At 67.8% G+C, this 17,933-nt stretch carries 18 protein-coding genes; 6 read left to right on the top strand and 12 right to left on the bottom strand.

What is annotated here, in order from left to right; all coding sequences use genetic code 11:
• Positions 1-19: 19 nt before the first annotated feature.
• From FAZ69_RS09150 to FAZ69_RS09140, 3 genes are all read right to left on the bottom strand, one after another.
• Positions 20-481 carry an Lrp/AsnC family transcriptional regulator gene (locus FAZ69_RS09150; RefSeq protein ID WP_136893628.1) on the bottom strand — a complete coding sequence of 154 codons (462 nt, stop codon included), beginning with the start codon at positions 479-481 and terminating at the stop codon, positions 20-22.
• Positions 482-536: 55 nt separating this feature from the next.
• The gene (panE, locus tag FAZ69_RS09145) at positions 537-1,478 is read right to left on the bottom strand and encodes a 2-dehydropantoate 2-reductase (protein ID WP_136893627.1); all 942 of its coding nucleotides are present in this window, start codon (positions 1,476-1,478) and stop codon (positions 537-539) included.
• 113 nt (positions 1,479-1,591) lie between these two features.
• Positions 1,592-2,482, bottom strand: coding sequence for a LysR family transcriptional regulator (locus FAZ69_RS09140; RefSeq protein WP_136893626.1), 891 nt, complete (start codon positions 2,480-2,482; stop codon positions 1,592-1,594).
• Positions 2,483-2,667: 185 nt separating this feature from the next.
• Here FAZ69_RS09140 and FAZ69_RS09135 point away from each other — a divergent pair, with 185 nt between their 5' ends.
• The gene (locus tag FAZ69_RS09135; RefSeq protein WP_136893625.1) at positions 2,668-3,117 is read left to right on the top strand and encodes a Spy/CpxP family protein refolding chaperone; all 450 of its coding nucleotides are present in this window, start codon (positions 2,668-2,670) and stop codon (positions 3,115-3,117) included.
• Between the two features lie 99 nt (positions 3,118-3,216).
• Here FAZ69_RS09135 and FAZ69_RS09130 read toward each other — a convergent pair whose 3' ends face one another.
• A complete protein-coding gene (locus FAZ69_RS09130) occupies positions 3,217-4,014 on the bottom strand; it encodes a sulfite exporter TauE/SafE family protein (protein WP_136893624.1) in 798 nt (265 codons plus the stop codon).
• Between the two features lie 104 nt (positions 4,015-4,118).
• Here FAZ69_RS09130 and FAZ69_RS09125 point away from each other — a divergent pair, with 104 nt between their 5' ends.
• Positions 4,119-4,553: a PGDYG domain-containing protein gene (locus FAZ69_RS09125; RefSeq protein WP_136893623.1), complete on the top strand. Its 435-nt coding sequence runs from the start codon at positions 4,119-4,121 to the stop codon at positions 4,551-4,553.
• A gap of 15 nt (positions 4,554-4,568) precedes the next feature.
• Here FAZ69_RS09125 and FAZ69_RS09120 read toward each other — a convergent pair whose 3' ends face one another.
• The 8 genes from FAZ69_RS09120 to FAZ69_RS09085 form a co-directional block, all read right to left on the bottom strand.
• Entirely contained in the window at positions 4,569-4,934 is a 366-nt protein-coding gene (locus FAZ69_RS09120) for a DUF3022 domain-containing protein (protein WP_136893622.1), read from the bottom strand.
• 28 nt (positions 4,935-4,962) lie between these two features.
• Positions 4,963-5,787 carry a YhfC family intramembrane metalloprotease gene (locus tag FAZ69_RS09115; protein ID WP_136893621.1) on the bottom strand — a complete coding sequence of 275 codons (825 nt, stop codon included), beginning with the start codon at positions 5,785-5,787 and terminating at the stop codon, positions 4,963-4,965.
• A gap of 105 nt (positions 5,788-5,892) precedes the next feature.
• Positions 5,893-6,963: a LacI family DNA-binding transcriptional regulator gene (locus tag FAZ69_RS09110; RefSeq protein WP_136893620.1), complete on the bottom strand. Its 1,071-nt coding sequence runs from the start codon at positions 6,961-6,963 to the stop codon at positions 5,893-5,895.
• A gap of 264 nt (positions 6,964-7,227) precedes the next feature.
• Positions 7,228-8,214 (bottom strand): NAD(P)-dependent oxidoreductase, encoded by a 987-nt coding sequence (locus tag FAZ69_RS09105; RefSeq protein ID WP_136893619.1) that lies wholly within the window; start codon positions 8,212-8,214, stop codon positions 7,228-7,230.
• Positions 8,215-8,229: 15 nt separating this feature from the next.
• Positions 8,230-9,510 carry an MFS transporter gene (locus FAZ69_RS09100; protein WP_136893618.1) on the bottom strand — a complete coding sequence of 427 codons (1,281 nt, stop codon included), beginning with the start codon at positions 9,508-9,510 and terminating at the stop codon, positions 8,230-8,232.
• A gap of 43 nt (positions 9,511-9,553) precedes the next feature.
• Positions 9,554-10,552, bottom strand: coding sequence for a sugar kinase (locus tag FAZ69_RS09095; protein WP_136893617.1), 999 nt, complete (start codon positions 10,550-10,552; stop codon positions 9,554-9,556).
• A gap of 81 nt (positions 10,553-10,633) precedes the next feature.
• Complete coding sequence (locus FAZ69_RS09090; protein WP_136893616.1) at positions 10,634-11,449, bottom strand: TIM barrel protein; 816 nt, start codon at positions 11,447-11,449, stop codon at positions 10,634-10,636.
• 92 nt (positions 11,450-11,541) lie between these two features.
• The gene (locus FAZ69_RS09085) at positions 11,542-12,453 is read right to left on the bottom strand and encodes a LysR family transcriptional regulator (protein ID WP_136893615.1); all 912 of its coding nucleotides are present in this window, start codon (positions 12,451-12,453) and stop codon (positions 11,542-11,544) included.
• A 111-nt stretch (positions 12,454-12,564) separates the two neighbouring features.
• Between FAZ69_RS09085 and FAZ69_RS09080 the strand changes: the two genes are divergently transcribed.
• From FAZ69_RS09080 to FAZ69_RS09065, 4 genes are all read left to right on the top strand, one after another.
• Entirely contained in the window at positions 12,565-13,659 is a 1,095-nt protein-coding gene (locus FAZ69_RS09080) for a YeiH family protein (RefSeq protein ID WP_136893614.1), read from the top strand.
• A 141-nt stretch (positions 13,660-13,800) separates the two neighbouring features.
• A complete protein-coding gene (locus tag FAZ69_RS09075) occupies positions 13,801-14,523 on the top strand; it encodes a glutathione S-transferase (RefSeq protein ID WP_136893613.1) in 723 nt (240 codons plus the stop codon).
• A gap of 60 nt (positions 14,524-14,583) precedes the next feature.
• The gene (locus FAZ69_RS09070) at positions 14,584-16,317 is read left to right on the top strand and encodes a ClcB-like voltage-gated chloride channel protein (protein WP_136893612.1); all 1,734 of its coding nucleotides are present in this window, start codon (positions 14,584-14,586) and stop codon (positions 16,315-16,317) included.
• 171 nt (positions 16,318-16,488) lie between these two features.
• The gene (locus tag FAZ69_RS09065; protein ID WP_136893611.1) at positions 16,489-17,826 is read left to right on the top strand and encodes a C45 family autoproteolytic acyltransferase/hydrolase; all 1,338 of its coding nucleotides are present in this window, start codon (positions 16,489-16,491) and stop codon (positions 17,824-17,826) included.
• The last annotated feature ends 107 nt before the right edge of the window (positions 17,827-17,933 follow it).

The following is a 17,933-nucleotide window of genomic DNA, read 5'->3' as shown; positions in this document are numbered from 1 at the left end:
CCCCTAGGTGACGAGCCGGCTAGCCGATCATCCCGCGGTCGATCTTGCGCGCCAGGATGATCGAGGTCGTCGTGCGCTCGACGCCGTCGAGCCCGCCGATCTGGTCGAGCAAGTCGTTGAGGCGGTCGGGAGAATCGGCGCGCAGCCAGGCGACGTAGTCGAACTCACCGCTGACCGCGCACAGGAGTTGCACTTCCGGCATCTTCGAGAGGCGCTTGAGCACGTCCGCCCCGAACTTCGGCGCCAGGATGATGCCGACGTACGCGTAGATGCTCGCATCGAGCACATCCTGGCCGAGCCGCACGCTGTAGCCGGCGATCACGTTGGTCCGTTCGAGCCGCTCGATGCGAGCGATCACGGTGGTCCGCGCGACCCCCAGCTGGCGCGCCAGATTCGCCACGCTCTCGCGGGCGTTGGCCTGGAGCAAGGCCACCAGGTTGCGGTCGAGGTCGTCGAGCTGGTCGAGGCGCGGGGGTCTCATCGATGGAAGGCCGTGCGGTTGATGGCGAGAGCCGGATTATCGCCCGGCCTTGGGCCTAAGACGAGGTGCGCGCGCGCCGCGCCTCGTAGGTCTTCACATGGTTGTAGGCGATGCGCAGGATCGATAGCCCGCCTTGCGCCTGCACGGCGCCACGCTCGCGCGCCAGCAAGTCGCCGAGCACGTGATCGCCCTCGGTGCGCAGGCCGTTCTCGATGTCGCGCATCATCGATGCCGACAGCGTCGAGTCCGGCGCGAACAACAGCCCGCGCGTGCGCTCGGAAAACGGCGGACGCATCGCGTGGCCGTTGGCCTCCGCGATCGCACCGCATTCGGCCAGGAGCGCCGCAATCGCCACGCTGCCATCGGGAGCCTTGTGGATATCGGCGACCGTCCCGCGGAACAGGCACGTGCTCGCTGCGAGCGTCGCGAGGAACACCCACTTCTCCCACATCTGCTGGACGATGGTCTCGCTCGCATCGACATCGAAGCCGCCCGCGGCGAGCGCCTTCGCGATCGCGCCCACGCGCTCGGTGCGCGTGCCGTCGAGCTCGCCGAAGGCAATCGCGTGCATCTCGTTCATATGCACGATCGCGCGGTTCGCATCGAGCGTTGCGGCGATCAAGCAGATGCCGCCCACCACGCTCGACGCGCCGAAGCGCTGCTGCAGCACGTCCAGATGGCGCATGCCGTTGAGCAGCGGAAGGATGACCGTCGACGGACCCACAGCCGCCGCAAACGACTCGATCGCGTTGTCGAGGTCGTAGGCCTTGCAACTGAGCAGCACGAGATCGAACGGCGCGTCAATGCGATCGGCGAGCACGGTCTGCACGTTGGTGAGCGTGGCGTCGCCCTTCGGGCTCTTGATGACGAGCCCCGAGCGCTCGAGCTCTTCGGCGCGCTTCTCGCGCACGAGAAACGTCACGTCCTCACCGGCTGCCGCCATGCGGCCGCCGAAATATCCGCCGGTCGCTCCGGCGCCCACTACGAGAATTCGCATCGTCTTCCTCTCTCTTCCGCTGTTGGGCACGAAGGCCACACGCTGACAGGCTGCCGTTCGCGCACCGAAAGATGATCAATGTAATATAAATCGCGCCGAGTCGCCGGATGCCTTCATGCCCCCAGCTTCTCCAGCACGAAATCGATGAAGCTCGCGAGCTTCGGCGTCGTGCGCCGGTCGCGCGGATACAGCAGATGCACGGGCGCGGCTTCGGGCAGATAGCCTTCGAGCACCGATACGAGCGCTCCGCTTTCGATTTCCTTCGCGAGCAAGGCCTCGGGCTGCAGCACGATGCCGAAGCCGCGCAGCGCGGCCATCTTGAGGGCCTGTCCGTTGTTGGCGCGAAAGCGTCCGGGCCGCGGGCGGCAAACCGACGCGTCGTCGCCGTCGCCGGGAAGCCGCCAAGTCCCCTCCTTGCCCCAATGCAGAAAGCCGAGGCATTCGTGCCCGGCGAGATCCACCGGCGTACGCGGCGTGCCGGCGCGCGCGAGATACTCGGGCGAGGCGCACGCCCGCATCCGATATGGCTTGAGCGGCCGCGCGACGAGGCTCGAATCGGCAAGCTTGCCGATTCTTACCGCAGCATCGAACCCTTCCTCGACGAGGTCGCTGATCCGGTTCGACAGATCGAGCTCCAGCGTGACCTCGGGGTGCGCGCCGAGATAATCGGTCATGAGCGGCGAGAACACCTCGACGCCGTAAGTCAGCGGCGCCGTCACCTTCAGCACGCCGCGCGGCGCGGCGGCCATCGCCTCGGCGAGCGTCTCGGCCGCCTTCACGTCGGCGAGGATCTGCCGGCACTGCTCGTAATACTGCCGGCCGATCTCGGTGAGACTCTGGCGGCGCGTCGTGCGCGTGATGAGGCGCGCGTTAAGCCGCGCCTCGAGCGAGCGGATATGCTTGCCGACCATCGCCGACGAGATGTCGAAGCGCTCGGCCGCCGCGGTCAGGCTGCCCGCCTCGACCACGGCCACGAAGACTTCCATGCTGACGAGTCGATCCACCTTCGCTGTCCTGTTTATTTCGGTTGTAATTCGTTTCGGTTGTAAGCAGATGTCGCATTGTGGACGTATTGCCGCGATATCGTGATACAAATAGCGCGACCGGCGAAGGGGCCGGTGCCCCAAGCCTCATACAACGGCAGCGCCCGCTTTCGCCTGGGACTATCACACGTCAAGTAGGAGTTTCGATGAAAAAAGCACTGGTCATCCTCGCTTCCACGTTCGCCATGAGCGGCGCGTTCGCCCAGGCCGCCTCGGCTCCGGCCGTTGCACCCGCTGCCGCATCGGCCGCAGCGGGACACGAGGCGCGCGTCGAGGAACGCATCGCCACGCTGCACTCGCAGCTCAAGATCACACCGGCTCAGGAAACGCAATGGCAGCAGTTCGCCGACGCGATGCGCCAGAACGGCGAAACGATGGGCAACCTGTACCGCCAGCGCATGGCTGGCAAGAATCTGTCGGCGCTCGACGACATGAAGCAATATACGCAGATCGCGCAGGCGCATGCGGACGGCATGAGCAAGCTCGTCGCGGCGTTCGAGCCGCTTTACAACTCGTTCTCGCCGGAACAGAAGAAGCTGGCGGACACGACGTTCCGCGAGCATGGCGGCAAGCACGAGCGCGGCGGCAAGGAGTAATCGGCGAGCTTCGCTGATTTCGTCAGTCGACGCCCGCCTTCCATGGCGGGCGTCTTCGTTTCAAGCATTCGCCGGCAGGCTCGTTCCCGCCCTGGCCTGCTAGCGCAGCACGCCGGACTTCCAGATCATCTGCACCGCCGCCGCGAGCACGAACAGCAGCACGACGCTGCGAAACGCGGCCGGCGGCAGCCTGTCGCGCAGCGGCCGCGCGAGCACGATGCCGGCAATGACCGGCACGCTCGCGAGCGCCGAGATCGCGACATCGACCCAGCTCGCATGCAGGCCGCCTCCGAACGCCACGACGAGCGTGACGATCGAGACGACCAGGATGATCGCGATCTGCTTCGTGAACACGCGGCCGGTGGCGCCCGTGGCAATCAGGTACATGGCGAGCAGCGGGCCCGGCACCGATGCAATGCTTTCCATCACGGCCGCGGCGAAACCGATCGCGAAGCCCGCGGGCTTGGCCCAGCGCGGCGCGAGCGCGAGCCTCGGCGACGCGAGCAGGAGCAGCGCGGCAACCATCAGCAGCACGCCGGCGATCGCCTGGGCGCGATGCGGCGCGAGCGAAACCAGCATCGTCACGCCGACCAGATTGCCGAGCACCGTGCCGATCAGCGGCGCGACGATCCGGCGGGCGGTGGCGACCGTCTCGCCGCCTTCCAGCGCCTGCGGAATATTGCCGAGGATGATGGGCATCGACAGCAGCAGCACGGCGTCCTTGATCGGCAGGAACTGGCTCAGGATCGGCATCGCGACGAGCGGCACGCCGATGCTGACGACGCCCTTGACCATGCCGCCGAGCACCAGCGCGACGATCACGCCAAGGAGCGCCTGCGCGCCCAGCGCCTGCAGGCTCGGGCTCAGGATGCCGGTGGAAAGATTGAGGTGGAGCATGGGTATTCGCCTTTGGAGATAGGTGGAATTTTGTCCGAAACGCGCACGCGCCGAGCTTTCGCGATAATCTCTCGCCCCGTGACTTTCCGCTTTTTTTGCTTCCGATGATTGAACTGAAAGACGTCGACTTGCGCACCGACCCCGCTGCGCAGCGCTATATCAAGGACGAAACCGTCGCGGTCGAATTTGCCGCCGGCGACGGCGAACTGATGAGCCTCGAAGGCCCGAACCGCTACCTGCGCGGCGACGCGCTGATCACGGGCTCGACAGGCGAGCGCTGGGTCGTCTCGCGCGATCGCTTCGACGCGAAGTACGTGCCTGCCGAGCCTTCGCTCGCCCATGGCGCGCCTGGGCCGTATCGCAATCGTCCCGCAATCGTGCTCGCCAAGCAGATGGACGCGCCGTTCTCGATCGCGCGCTCGGCAGCGGGCGACGTGCTGCGCGGCACGGCGGGCGATTGGGTCATGCAGTACGCACCCGGCGATTATGGCGTCGTGCAGGCGCTGCGCTTCGCGAAGGTCTATCGCCGCGCGGACTGAGCGCCGCGCGCGGCATCACGCGAACTCGTCCCCGAGCTCGACCGTCACTTCGCGCGGCACCGCCTCGCCCTTCGCGTATTGCTCTTCGAGCGAGCCGAGCATCGCTTCCACGTACGCGCGCAGCACCGCGAAACTGCGGCCCCGCGCGCGCGGCGGCGTCGCGCGATAGCGGGCGAGCACAGCGGGCGCGAAGCGCACCTCCATCGAAATGCGCTTGGCCGTCGCGCCGAAGCGCATCGCCACCCATTGGATCGACAGCGTCGGCGCCCCGTCTTCCGCGGGCTGCTCGACAAAGCGCGTCTGCTCGGGAAACAGGTCGCTGACGACGCGCGCCAGTTCCTCGATATCGCGGCTTGCGCACTCGTATTGATAGGCTTCCATCGTCGCTTTCGTGGTTAGAGCGTTAGTGTCAGGCCTGGCCGGCCGCAGCGCTCGTCCCGCCTTGCGACGGACGCCGGAAAATCCGGATCAGCACGCCGGCCACCGCAACGGCGGCGAGCGCATACGCACCATCCACCGCCATCAGCGGCAGCTTGCCCGCCTGGAACAGCGCCGCCGGCGCGTCGATCAGCGCGTGCACGGCGATCGCGAGCGGCAGGATGCCGCGCCAGCCCGCGCGCAGGCCGCGCCACATCAGCACCGACAACGCGATCTGGAACACCAGCGCCGAGGTGCGCTCAAGCGCGAAGATCAGCGCCATCGGCACCGACAGCGTCGTCAGCAGCAGGTGAATCTGCATCACCGTTTCGTCGGGCAGGTTCGTCATGCCGGGATCGAGCTTGCCATAGCTCGCGAGCAGCGCGTAGACAATCCACTGCACCTGCACCAGCACGCCGACGAGCCACGCCTCCGCCCCGCCGTGGCCGAGGCCGTAGCTGAGCGCGGGGCCGTCCGAGTCCGGCGCATTCGCCGCGCCGTTGCGCTTGATGAGCCAGCGCATGCCGAGCCAGCGCCCCCCTTCCTCGCAGACGCCGGCGATCAGCGCGCCGTAGACGACGAAGGCGGCCGGGTTCATCGCAAGCCACGTCGCGGTCGCCGGATTGCGGCCGAGCAGATACATGTTCAGTCCGCGCTCGATCACCATCGCAAAGAGCGCGAAGACAGCGACCCCGGCGATCGCGTAGCGCCGGCCGAGCGCCGTCGGTCCCCGCAGCCGCCAATAGAGCGCGACGGGCAAGGCGGCGACGAACAGCGTCGCGATCGCGAGACAGATGAGCGTGAAAGGGGCAACCATGAACGTCCTTGTTGATGTCGCCGCGCCGATCGCCCTCGCGAGCGGCGCGGCGGCCGATGAAACCTTCGATGAATAGCGCGTGCGGGCCGCGCTTGAGTGCTTGAGTCAGCGCGCCGTCGAGCCTCTGACGACGAGCTCCCCCGGCAGCATCGCTTCGCGCGTCGGCAAGAGCGCGCCGTCGATGCGCTCGTGCAGGAATTCGACGGCCCGGTAGCCGATCGCATAGGTCGGCTGGCGAATCGTCGTGACGCCGGTCAGTTCGGCCCATTCGGGATCGTCGACCGACATCAGCGCGACGCGGTCCTGCCAGCCTGGCCCGTAACGCGAATTCAGATGCCGCGCGAGCGACAGCGCGACCGGCGCGTTCGCCGCGAAGAGCGCGATGCGCTTGGCCGAGCCGCCGATGGCCGCATCGATGCGGCTATCGAGCGCGGTGTGCACGCGCATCACGGCCTCGGCGTCGGCAAGATCGAGCACCACGGTCTGCCCTCGCACAGCGGGCTCATCGCCTGCCGCAGCGCGCGCCGCCTGCTCGATCGCCGCGCGAAACGCCGCTTCGCGCACGCGCCGGGAGCTGACCCGCTCGAACGGCTGCACGACGAAGTGGATCTCGTCGAAGCCGCGCTCGAACAGGTGCTGCGTGCCGATCCTGACGGCCTCGGCATTGTCGAGCCCGACGATGTCGGCATCGAGCCCCGCCACCTTGCGATCGACGAGCACCGCCGGAATCCCGCCGCTGCCGAGCGACTGCAAGGTCTCGTCCTTCACGCCCAGGGCGTTGACGATCACGCCTTCCACGCGGTACGTCGTCAGAAGCTGCAGGTAGCGCCGCTCCATCTCGACCTCGTTCGCCGCGTGGCAGATGAGCGGCATGTAGCCTAGCGCCTGGCACGCGGCCTCGACGCCTTGCAGCACTTCGACCGTGAACGGGTTGGTCAGGTCGGCGACGAGCATGCCGATCAGGCGGTTGCGGCCGCGCTTCAGGCCGCGCGCCATCTGGTTCGGCTGGTAGTCGAGCAGCTTGATCGCCGCCTCGATCCGCTCGCGCAGATCGAGCGACAGCACGTTGGTCTCGCCGTTCAGGTAGCGCGAGACGCTGGTCTTGCCGGTGCCGGCTTCGCGGGCGACGTCGCTGATCGTCGCGCGGCGCGGCGCGCCCGCACGCAGGAGGCTCATCGCGCGTCCCCGCGAGCAGGGTAGCAACGCCCGCCGGCGCAAAAAACGCGGGCAGCGTGGCAGCCAGCAAAGAGGGGCAGAAATGCGTCAGCCAACCCAAGACTCCTCATCGTCGAAAGCGAAAGCGATATCGCAGCGGCTGCGCGAGGATCGCCCGCCGCCCGCGCCGCAATAGACAAAAGCGCGCTCAAGGCGCGCTTTCGAACTGCATCAGTGCGCGCATCATAGCGCACGCCGCCGGGCGGCACCACTGGAGGCGGCGGCTCAACGCCGCGACGGGCCCAGCGCCTCGGGGTTGACGATGTTGCGCGCGAGCGTGCCCGCCAGCGCCGCGACGAGATTCTCGGCCGCGCAGCGCGACATCGCGTGACGGGTCTCGCGCGTCGCCGAGCCGATGTGCGGCAGCGCGACGACGTTCTTCATCGCGAGCAGCGGCGAATCGGCTGGCAGCGGCTCGCGCTCGAACACGTCGAGGCCGGCCGCGAGGATCGTGCCGTCGCGCAGCGCCTCGATCAGCGCGGCCTCGTCGACGGTCGCGCCGCGCGACGCGTTGATCAGGATCGCGCTTCGCTTCATCGCCTTCAGCTCGGCGGTGCCGATCAGGTGGCGGGTCTCGGGCGTGAGCGGCACTTGCAGGCAGACGAAATCGGACTCGGCAAGCAGTTCGCCAAGCGCGACGCGCTTCGCGCCGAACGCGCGTTCGGCCGCTTCGTTCGGGCTGCGGTTCGTGTACCGCACGCGCATGCCGAAGCCGAGCGCCGCGCGCCGCGCAAGCGCGCCGCCGATGCGCCCGAGCCCGACGATGCCGAGCGTCTTGCCGTGCACGTCGACGCCGAACTGCGCCTCGCCGAGGCTCTCCCGCCACTGCCCCGCCCTCACCCAGTCCGCCAGCTCGACCACGCGCCGCGCGCTCGCGAGGATCAGCGCGAACACGGTATCGGCCGTCGATTCGGTCAGCACGTCCGGCGTGTGCGCGAGCACGATGCCGCGCCGCGTCAGGTCGTCGACGTCGAACTGGTCGAAGCCGACCGAGATCGTCGACAGCGCCTTCAGGCGCGCCGCGCCTTCGAGCATCGCCGGCGTGATCTTCATGCTCGAGCCGATCGCGCCGTCGGCCTCCTTGAACGCCGCCGCGAGCGCATCGGGCAAGCGCGCCGCGCCGGCATCGAGCGTGAGGACTTCCGCGTGCTCGCGCAGATAGGCGAGCACGTCGTCGGGCAACGTCTTATAGGCAAGGATCGTGGGTTTCATGGTGGTCAATCGTGATTATTTTCCATGCAGATGCGCGGCGAACGCATGCGACGGCGCGGCCTGCGCCTTCACGGCGAGCGTGAGGATCACCGCGACGACGAGCGCCGCGCTCATGAACGCATACGACGCCGCGGGCGAGCCGGTCGCCCCGTTCAGGTAGCCGACCACATAGGAGCCGACGAACGAGCCGAGCGCCCCCATGCTGTTGATGAGCGCCATCGCGCCGCCCGCGACGTTCTTCGGCAGCAGCTCCGGCACGATCGCGAAGAACGGCCCGTACGGCGCGTACATCGCGGCGCCCGCGATCACGAGCAGCGCATACGAGGTCCAGAAGTGCGTCGAGCCGAGCGCGCAGGATCCGGCGAACGCCGCCGCGCCGACGAGCAGGAACGGCCAGACGAAGGCCTTGCGCGCATCGAGCTTGTCGGAGGCCCAGGAGGCCGCGAGCATAGCGATCGTCGCGGCGAGATACGGCAGCGCCGAGAGCCAGCCGGTCTCGACCATGCCGAGCGTCGACCCGTTCTTGAGGATCGACGGCAGCCACAGCACGAAGCCGTACACGCCGATGCTCCAGCAGAAATACTGCGCGCAGAGCTTGACGACGGCGGGCGATTTGAACGCCTCGCGATAGTTGCGCACCGGCTTGATGGCCGCCTGCTCGGCCGCGAGCACGGCGTCGAGCGCACGCTTCTCGGAGTCCGACAGCCACGGCGCCTGCTCGGGCTTGTCCTTGACGATGAACCACCAGCACACGGCCCAGAAGACCGCCGGCACGCCTTCGGCGATGAACATGTTGCGCCAGCCGAACGCATGCACGAGATAGCCCGAGACGATCGACATCCACAGCACCGTCACCGGATTGCCGAGGATCAGGAACGTGTTCGCACGCGAGCGCTCGGACTTCGTGAACCAGTTGGAGAGGAAGATCAGCATCGCTGGCAGCACCGCTGCCTCGACGACGCCGAGCACGAAGCGGATCGCCATCAGCGACGGGATGTTGCTGACGACGCCCGTCAGCGCCGCGCACGCGCCCCACAAGATCAGGCTCACGAACACGAGCTTCTTCACGCTGCGCCGCTCGGCGTAGATCGCGCCGGGAATCTGGAAGAAGAAGTAGCCGAGGAAGAACAGCGCGCCGATCAGCGACGCGAGCCCCTTGCCGATGCCGAGATCCTGGTTGATCCCGGCGGCCGAGGCGAAGCCGAAGTTCGCGCGGTCGAGATAGGCGAGGCTGTAGGTGATGAAAACGATCGGCATGATCGCCCACCAGCGGCGTGGGGCAAGCGTGGTAGTCATGGTTGTCTCCTCTGTCTCTCGGATTCCAAATCGGCGCCCTTCGTCATGCCGTGGGCAAGGGCGCCACATCGGCGCCGTCGGACAGCTCGACTCTGTCGAGCCGCTCGAGACGCGTGAGATCCGCGCGCGTCGGCAGGCCTTCGGAGTCGCCCCGCACCTGGATCGCGAGCGCGCCGATACGGTTGCCGCGCGCGACCGCCGCCGGCAGCGTCAAGCCATCGAGCAGCGCGCTGATGACGCCGACAGCGAAGCCGTCGCCGGCGCCGACCGTGTCGACGACGTTCGCCACCGCCTGCGCCGGGATCACGCCGTCGCTGCAGGCGGTGCGATAGTACGCGCCCTGCGCGCCGAGCTTGACGATCACGCCGCGCGCGCCTGAGTCGAGGTAGAAGCTCGCGATGTCCTCGGGCTGCGCGAAGCCGGTGAGCATGCGGCCTTCGCCGATGCCGGGCAGCACCCAGTCGGCGAGCGCCGCGAGCGCATTGAGCGAGGCGACCATCGCCTCGCGCGACGGCCACAAGACCGGCCGCAGGTTCGGGTCGAACGAGATCGTCCTGCCGGCCGCGCGCATTTGCCTCGCGAGATGGAACGCGAGCTCGCGCGAGGTCGCCGAGATCGCGGGAGCCACGCCAGTCAGATGCAGATGGCGCGCGCCGAGCACGTAATCGGCGTCGTAGTCGTCGAGCGAGAGGTGGCTCGCCGCGGAGCCCTTGCGAAAATACTCGACGGCCGGGTCGCGGCCGTCGTCGTGCCGCGACTTCAATTGAAAACCGGTCGGGTAGCGCGCATCGACGGTCACATGACTTGCATCGATGCCCTCGTTGGCGAGCGTGTCGCGCACGTAGTGTCCGAACGAGTCGTGTCCCACGCGGCTCATCCAGCCGACCTTGAAGCCGAGCCGCGACAAGCCGATCGCGACGTTCAGGTCGGCGCCTGCGATGCGCTTCGTGAACCGTTCGACTCCGGCGAGCGGCCCGGCTTCGTCGGCGACGAGCATCGCCATCGCTTCGCCATAGGTGAGGACATCGAGCTGGGTGGACATGCAATCTCCTTCTTCACGCTGTGCTGCACATGTTGCGCCGGGCCGGGGACGGCGGCGGGTCAGGTCCGGCTCAAGCCCGGCTCATAACGCGGCAAGCCAGGCGACGCGACGCCTGGCGTCGGCCGCCAGGGCTTTTACATCGAACGGAAACTCGATGCCGCGCGGCGCGTGGCGCGGCAGTGTGGCAAAAAGCTCGGTACAGAGCGGGTCTCCTTCAGCAGGCGCGACAGCAAAGCGTCGTGCGCCCTCGCCCGCGACGCCCTTGCAATGGATGTATTCGACGTGCGCCGCGAGCGACTTCGCAGCCTCGCGCGGCGCTTCGTCCGTCCACTGCCAGTTGCCGATGTCGAAGGTCATGCCGAGCGCACCGGCCGCCTCCTCCCGCTCGAGCGCCGCAAACAGCGAGACGAACTGCCCGAGCGAGCCGCCCTCTCGCACCTGCCCGTTCTCGACGACGAGGCGCGCGCGGCTCCCGGCCACGCAGTTGCGAAGCCGGACCCCGTCGGCGCGGCCGCCGAACGCGCCGAGCTGCAGCTTGACGAAGCGGGCGCCGAGGGCATCGGCCTCAGCCAGCGCGGCTTTCAATGCGGCCTCACCGAGGGTTCCGTCCTCGCGGTAGAGCGACGCGGGCGTCGAATAGACGGACCACATGCCAAGCCGCGCGATCGCACGGCCCAGCAGCGCCAGCCCCTCGGGGGAGGCCTCCGCGTCCAGCCCGAACAATTCGCGGCGCACCTCGAACCCGGTTGCCCCGGCTTCAGCCGCGGCGCCGAGCCAGGCGAGATGACCGTCGCGCCGGATCGCATCGACGCCGAATGCGCTGGCGACGATGACGACTTCCGTCGCCTGGTTTTGGCCCGGGTTTCGTGCCGAACCATCGATTGGAACCGGTTCCATTTGTAGGATTTAAAAAAGCGCGGTCTGCGCTGGTGAATGGATCTTGCGCCGCCCGCGCATCGCCGCGCCATAGTGGAAATCCCTAGGGCGAATCAACCAAAACCTTCGAGGCACATCTCGAGAAACCGCTCCGCCACCCGGGACGGCGCATTCTCATGCGGCACCAGGATCGTGAAGCGCCGGGTCAACGGCTCGGGGGCGAGCGAGACCCGGCACAAAGCGTCGTCCTCGTGCCGCATCGACATCGCCGACACGAAGCCGATGCCCATTCCGGCCCGCACGGCCTCTTTCACGCCCTCGACGCCCGCGACTTCGAGCGCGACGCGCATCGGCACGCCGTGGCGCGTGAACGCGCGCTCGACGACCTGCCGCACGCCCGAGCCCTCTTCCCGCAGCACGAGCGGATAAGCGCCGAGTTCGGCGAAGGTCGCAGGCAAGACGCCGGGCGTCTGCGCTTCCGTCGACTCCCGCTGCCCCAGCGGATGCTCGCTCGGCACGATCGCGACGATCTCGTCCTCGCGCCACGCATGCACGCCGGTGCCCGGCGGCAGATCGGTCCCGACGGGACCTTCGATCATCGCGATATCGAGCGCGGTCAGCGAGCCGGCGATATCCCCGGTGTTGCCGCCCGCGGTCTGGATCGAGACCTCGGGAAAACGCCGCTGGAACTCGGCGATCAGGTACGGCAGCAGATAGCTCGCGAGCGTCGTGCTCGCGCCGACGCGCAGCGTGCCGCGCTCGAGGCCGCGCAGGGCGTCGCGATAGGCATGGGCCTGGCGGTAGGTGTCACGCAGCCGCGACGCGTACTCGGCGAGCTGCGTCCCGCTCGGCGTGAGCCGGATGCCGCGGCCGTCGCGCTGATAGAGCGGCTCGCCGAATTCCTCCTGGAGCTGGCGCAGTTGCCCCGACACCGCGGGTTGCGACAGATGCAGCGCCACGGCGGCACGGCTGATGTTGAGGTGCTCGGCGACGGCGGCGAACGTTATCAGCTGATCGGGGGTCATGGTATTGAAATATCGGCGATCTCGATATTTTACGTCGCAAATGACGATTTCTCATATCGATATACGCCAATTAGGATTAGGCCATCGAAATCAGAGACAGGACCCAAGATCATGTCCACTCCACACGTTTCCGCCCCGCTCACCGCGCATGACTCGCCGATCCGCGGCCAGCTCAACGGCATCCTGTTCGTCGCGCTGTTCGCCGCGGCCGTGACGAGCGTCGCCTCGCTGCCCGCGATCGCCGGGCTCGGCATGAGCCCGCTGATCGTCGGCATCGTCGCCGGCGCGATCTACGGCAATGCGCTGCGCGACGGCATGCCCGCCAGCTGGGCCGCGGGCGTCAACTTCTCGGCGCGCAAGCTGCTGCGCATCGCCGTCGGCTTCTTCGGGCTGCGCGTGAGCCTGCAGGAGATCGCGCAAGTCGGCCTGCCCGGCCTCACCGAATCGGTGCTGATCGTCGTGAGCACGCTCGCGATCGGCACCTGGGCCGGCATGAAGCTGATGAAGCTCGATCGCGACACCGCGATCCTCACCGCCGCCGGCAGCGCGATCTGCGGCGCGGCGGCCGTGCTCGCGTTCGAGTCGACGCTCCAATCGAAGCCGCACAAGAGCGCGATGGCGGTGGGCAGCGTCGTGCTGTTCGGCACGCTGTCGATGTTCCTCTACCCGGTGCTGTATCGTGCGGGCTGGCTGCATCTCGATACGCTCGGCGCCGGGCTCTTCTTCGGCGGCACGATCCACGAGGTGGCGCAGGTGGTCGGCGCCGCGAGCAACGTGAGCGCGCAAGCGGCGCACGTCGCGACGATCGTCAAGATGACGCGCGTGATGCTGCTCGTGCCGGTGCTGCTCGCGCTCGGGATGTGGATCAACCGCGCCAAGCCGGCGGATGCGCATGATGCGCGCAAGCACGCGGCCGGCGCCGCCGCCAAGCCGCGCAAGCTCTCGGTGCCGTGGTTCGCGATCGGCTTTCTCGCCTGCGTCGTCGTGAACTCGCTGCACGTGCTGCCGCAATCCGCCACGCATGCGATCAATCTGCTCGACACTTTCGCGCTGACGATGGCGATGACGGCGCTCGGCATCGAGACGCGCATCTCGCAGATCCGCGAAGCGGGCCCCCGCGCGCTGATGACCGGATTCATCCTGTACGTGTGGCTGGCCGTCGGCGGCCTCGCCATCACCTGGGGTGTCGAGCGCCTGTTTGCCTGATCGCGCCGCCCGCCGGTCTCCTGTGCCCCGCCTCGCGCGGGGCGTATGCGTTAGCGGCATTGGCAACCCGCGCTCATACTTCCCGTTGTTCGATGTGAACCCGCGGCGCGCGACGCCGCCGACTTCAGCGAGGACAAGACGATGGCCTACGAGCTCTATTACTGGGACGGCCTGCAAGGCCGCGGCGAATTCGTGCGGCTTGCGCTCGAAGAAGCGCAGGCGCCCTATGTCGACATCGCGCGCGAACCCGGCGGCTCGGCGCGGATGCTGGAGATCATGGACGGCGACGGCGAGCCCTGCCCGCCGTTCGCGCCGCCCTTCCTGAAGCACGGCGACCTGATCGTCCCGCACGTCGCGAACATCCTGCTCTATCTCGGGCCGAAGCTCCACCTCGCGCCCAAGGACGACGCGCGCTTTCTCGTGCACGGCGTGCAGCTGACGATCGCGGACCTCGTGACCGAAGTCCACGACACGCATCACCCGCTGTCGACTGGCCAGTATTACGAAGAGCAAAAGGAAGCGGCCAAGGTGCGCGCCACCGCGTTCATCGACGAGCGTCTGCCCAAGTTCATGCGCTACTTCGAGCGCGTGCTCGAGCAGAATCCGCACGGCGGCCGCCATCTGGTGGGCGATGCGCTGACCTATGCGGACCTGTCGATGTTCCAGGTGATCGACGGCCTGCACTACGCGTTTCCGCGCGCGACGAAGCGTTTCGGCGAGCATTACCCGCGGCTGGCCGCGCTTTGCGACGCCGTGGCGGCGCGCCCGAACATCGCCGCCTATCTGGCCTCCGAACGGCGCGGAGGGCACAACGAGTCGTGCATCTTCCGGCACTATCCGGAGCTCGACAAGACGGTTCGTTGAGAGCACCCGATGCTATCCTTGCGCTCGATCCGGAACCGCCAACGCTCAGCGCTTTCACCCGTGCTTTCATTCTTGCTTCGCCTGCGCACCCGCGCCAAAGAACTGTTCCGCCTCTCGGACGCGCACACGATGCTCGTCTGGTCGGTGATCGTCGGAGTCCTCGGCGCCTTCGCGACCATCGCGTTTCGCCAAGGCATCGACTTCTTTCAATGGCTTTTCACGGGCAAGACCGGCAGCTTCGTGCGGATGGCGCGCGAGCTGCCGTGGACCGTGCGCTTCTGGCTGCCGGCCGCCGGCGGCCTCCTGGCCGGCGGCGCGCTCGTGATGGCGCGGCGCAGCGCCGGCAAGAACGCGAACTCCGACTACATGGAGGCGATCGCGATCGGCGAAGGCGTCGTGCCGGTCGGGCAGAGCCTGTGGCGCAGCGTGTCGTCGCTCTTCACGATCGGCTTCGGCGGCTCGATCGGCCGCGAAGGCTCGATGGTGCAGCTCGCCGCGCTTGCCGCCTCGGCGGTCGGGCGCGCCGTGCACTTCGATCCGGCGCGGCTGCGCCTCCTGGTCGCCTGCGGCGCGGCGGCCGGCATCACCTCGGCCTACAGCGCGCCGATCGCGGGCGCGTTCTTCGTCACCGAGATCGTGCTCGGCTCGATCGCGATGGAAAGCTTCGGGCCGATCGTCGTGTCCTCGGTCGTCGCCAACATCACGATGCGCGAATTCACCGGCTACAAGCCGCCGTACGAGATGCCGGAGTTTCCGGCGATCACGGGCGTCGAGGTGCTGCTGTTCGTCGCGCTCGGCCTGCTGTGCGGCGCGGCCGCGCCGCAGTTTCTGCACCTGCTCGACGCCGCCAGGAAGCAGTTCAGGCGCCTGCCCGTGCCGCTGCCCGTGCGGCTCGCGGCGGGTGGCCTCGTGGTCGGCGTGATCTCGGTGTGGGTGCCCGAGGTGTGGGGCAACGGCTATAGCGTGGTGAACCACATCCTGCATTCGCCCTGGACCTGGACCGCGCTCGTCACCGTGCTCGCGTTCAAGGTGATCGCCACCGCCGCGACCGTGGGCTCGGGTGCGGTCGGCGGGGTGTTCACGCCGACGCTGTTCGTCGGCGCGGTCGTCGGCTCGCTGTTCGGCCTCGCCGCGCACGCGATCTGGCCGCACGGCACGTCGGCGGCCTATGCGTACGCGATGGTCGGCATGGGCGCGTTCCTGGCCGGCGCGACGCAGGCCCCGCTGATGGCGATCCTGATGATCTTCGAGATGACGCTCAGCTATCAGGTCGTGCTGCCGCTGATGCTGTCGTGTGTCGTCGCCTACTTCGCCGCGCGCGCGATCGGCAAGACGTCGATGTACGAGATCACGCTGCGCCGCCTCGAAGACGAGCAGGAGCGCCTGCGGCTGCGCACGCTGCTGTTGCGCGAGCTCGTCCAGCCGGCCGAGACCGTAGTGCCGCTCACGGCAAGCGTCGACGAGATGACGCGCATCTTCCTCGAGTACCCGGTGAAGTACCTGTACGTCACCGACGACAACGGCTGCTTTCGAGGCGTGGTCGCCTTGAAGGACATCACCTCCGACCTGCTGGAGAAGCGCGACACCTCCACGCGCACCGCCGCCGACTACCTGCAGCAGCAATTCGACGTGCTCACGCCGGACATGCCGATCGGCGTCGCACTGCAGCATTTCATGGCGTTCCAGGGGGAGCGGCTGCCGGTGATCGAGAGCGCCGCGGTGCCGAAGCTGGTCGGCGCGGTCTACAAGACGGCGCTGCTCGACGCCTACCGTCGGATGAATCCGGCGTTCTGACGGCCCGGGAGGGAGCGGCGCTCACGCCTCCCGCCAGGCCCGGCTCGCGCCGCATCGCGCGCCGCCAAGACCTCGCCATCCCCGCCGCGGGCGATGGCAAAGCGTGGCATATTTTCTACAATTGATTCAAAGCGCTTCCTCACGCGGCCAGTCAATCATCTCGGAGCGAAGATGAGCGAACCCTCCCTCGATGCCGTGCGCCGCGACCACGCCGGCTGGATCTTTGTCCATATCGAAGGCGAGCCCTACGACCGCGGCGAGCAGCACGGCCAACTCCTTGCCACCGAGATCCGCAACGCGATCCACACCGCCAAATATCTGGCGCGCTGGGACACGGGCGAAGACTTCGAAACCTTCACGAAAGCCGCGGTCGCGCAATTCGCGCCCAAGCTCGACACCGAATTCGCCGACGAGATACAGGGCATCGCCGACGGCGCGAAGCTGCGCTTCGACGAGGTGCTGGCCTGGAACGGCTACATGGACCTGCTGCAGAGCTGGTGGCCGAGCCAGGCCGCCGCGCGCGATCCGCGCCTCACGATCAAGCCGTGGCGCGGCCGGCGCGGGCATCACTGCAGCGCCTTCATCGCCACCGGCAGCGCGACGCGCGACGGCCGCATCGTGATGGCGCACAACTCCTGGGACCGCTACGCGGCCGGCGACGCGTTCAACGTCGTGTTCGACATCGTCCCCGAGTCGGGCCACCGCCTCCTGATGCAAGGGCTGCCCGGCTGCATCTCGAGCCTCACCGACTTCTGGATCACGTCGGCGGGCCTGATGATTACCGAAACGACGATCTCGAACTTCGCCGGCTACAACGCCGCGGGCGCGCCCGAGTTCTACCGCTCGCGCCGCGCGACGCAATACGCGAACAGCATCGGCGACTGGTGCGAGATGTTCGCGATCTCGAACAACGGCGGCTACGCGAACAGCTGGCTCCTCGGCGACTGGAAGACGGGCGAGATCGCGCGCTACGAGCTCGGTCTGCACTACTCCGGCTTCGAGAGCACGAAAGACGGTTTCTATAGCGGCTACAACACGGCGGCGGACCTCAAGATCCGCAACCAGGAATGCATCGGCGAAGGCGAGGACTACACCGACGTGCGCAAGAACGGCGCGCGGCGCCTGCGCTTCATGCAGCTCGCGGAGATGCACCACGGCAAGATCGACATCGACCTCGCCAAGGAGATGATCGCCGACCATCACGACGTCTATCTCGACCGCGCCGACAACCCTTGCTCGCGCACGATCTGCGGGCATCTCGAGCTCGACGACGCGCGCTTCGGCGGCTCGGACCAGGGGCCGTTCAACCCGTGGGGCGCGAACGACGGCAAGGTGGTCGACAGCGAGATGGCGCGCGGCCTCGCGTTCTGGGCGCGCTGGGGGCATCCCTGCGGGCGGCCGTTCGACGCGCAGGCGTTCATGAAGCGCCATCCGCAATGGAACTGGCTCAACGGATACATGCGCGACCGGCCGTCGTGGCCGTGGACGCGTTTCGAAGTGCTGCGATAAAGCGGAGCAACGCAGCGAGTGTGTCGACCAGCGTTAGTGCTTTAGCACTTAGTCTGGTCCCATGCAAAACAGGGGGGATCGAACAATAGGCGTCGGGCACGGCGCAT

The organism is Trinickia terrae (assembly GCF_005144415.1).
Taxonomy (GTDB): Bacteria; Pseudomonadota; Gammaproteobacteria; order Burkholderiales; family Burkholderiaceae; genus Trinickia_A; species Trinickia_A terrae.
This window is presented reverse-complemented; position numbering and strand designations above follow the sequence as displayed.

Excerpts from the sequence above, each read along its gene's own strand:
- FAZ69_RS09150 (WP_136893628.1), bottom strand. The coding sequence starts at position 481 with ATGAGACCCCCGCGCCTCGACCAGCTCGACGACCTCGACCGCAACCTG.
- panE (WP_136893627.1), bottom strand. The coding sequence starts at position 1,478 with ATGCGAATTCTCGTAGTGGGCGCCGGAGCGACCGGCGGATATTTCGGC.
- FAZ69_RS09135 (WP_136893625.1), top strand. The coding sequence starts at position 2,668 with ATGAAAAAAGCACTGGTCATCCTCGCTTCCACGTTCGCCATGAGCGGC.
- FAZ69_RS09130 (WP_136893624.1), bottom strand. The coding sequence starts at position 4,014 with ATGCTCCACCTCAATCTTTCCACCGGCATCCTGAGCCCGAGCCTGCAG.
- FAZ69_RS09125 (WP_136893623.1), top strand. The coding sequence starts at position 4,119 with ATGATTGAACTGAAAGACGTCGACTTGCGCACCGACCCCGCTGCGCAG.
- FAZ69_RS09120 (WP_136893622.1), bottom strand. The coding sequence starts at position 4,934 with ATGGAAGCCTATCAATACGAGTGCGCAAGCCGCGATATCGAGGAACTG.
- FAZ69_RS09115 (WP_136893621.1), bottom strand. The coding sequence starts at position 5,787 with ATGGTTGCCCCTTTCACGCTCATCTGTCTCGCGATCGCGACGCTGTTC.
- FAZ69_RS09110 (WP_136893620.1), bottom strand. The coding sequence starts at position 6,963 with ATGAGCCTCCTGCGTGCGGGCGCGCCGCGCCGCGCGACGATCAGCGAC.
- FAZ69_RS09105 (WP_136893619.1), bottom strand. The coding sequence starts at position 8,214 with ATGAAACCCACGATCCTTGCCTATAAGACGTTGCCCGACGACGTGCTC.
- FAZ69_RS09100 (WP_136893618.1), bottom strand. The coding sequence starts at position 9,510 with ATGACTACCACGCTTGCCCCACGCCGCTGGTGGGCGATCATGCCGATC.
- FAZ69_RS09095 (WP_136893617.1), bottom strand. The coding sequence starts at position 10,552 with ATGTCCACCCAGCTCGATGTCCTCACCTATGGCGAAGCGATGGCGATG.
- FAZ69_RS09090 (WP_136893616.1), bottom strand. The coding sequence starts at position 11,449 with ATGGAACCGGTTCCAATCGATGGTTCGGCACGAAACCCGGGCCAAAAC.
- FAZ69_RS09085 (WP_136893615.1), bottom strand. The coding sequence starts at position 12,453 with ATGACCCCCGATCAGCTGATAACGTTCGCCGCCGTCGCCGAGCACCTC.
- FAZ69_RS09080 (WP_136893614.1), top strand. The coding sequence starts at position 12,565 with ATGTCCACTCCACACGTTTCCGCCCCGCTCACCGCGCATGACTCGCCG.
- FAZ69_RS09075 (WP_136893613.1), top strand. The coding sequence starts at position 13,801 with ATGGCCTACGAGCTCTATTACTGGGACGGCCTGCAAGGCCGCGGCGAA.
- FAZ69_RS09065 (WP_136893611.1), top strand. The coding sequence starts at position 16,489 with ATGAGCGAACCCTCCCTCGATGCCGTGCGCCGCGACCACGCCGGCTGG.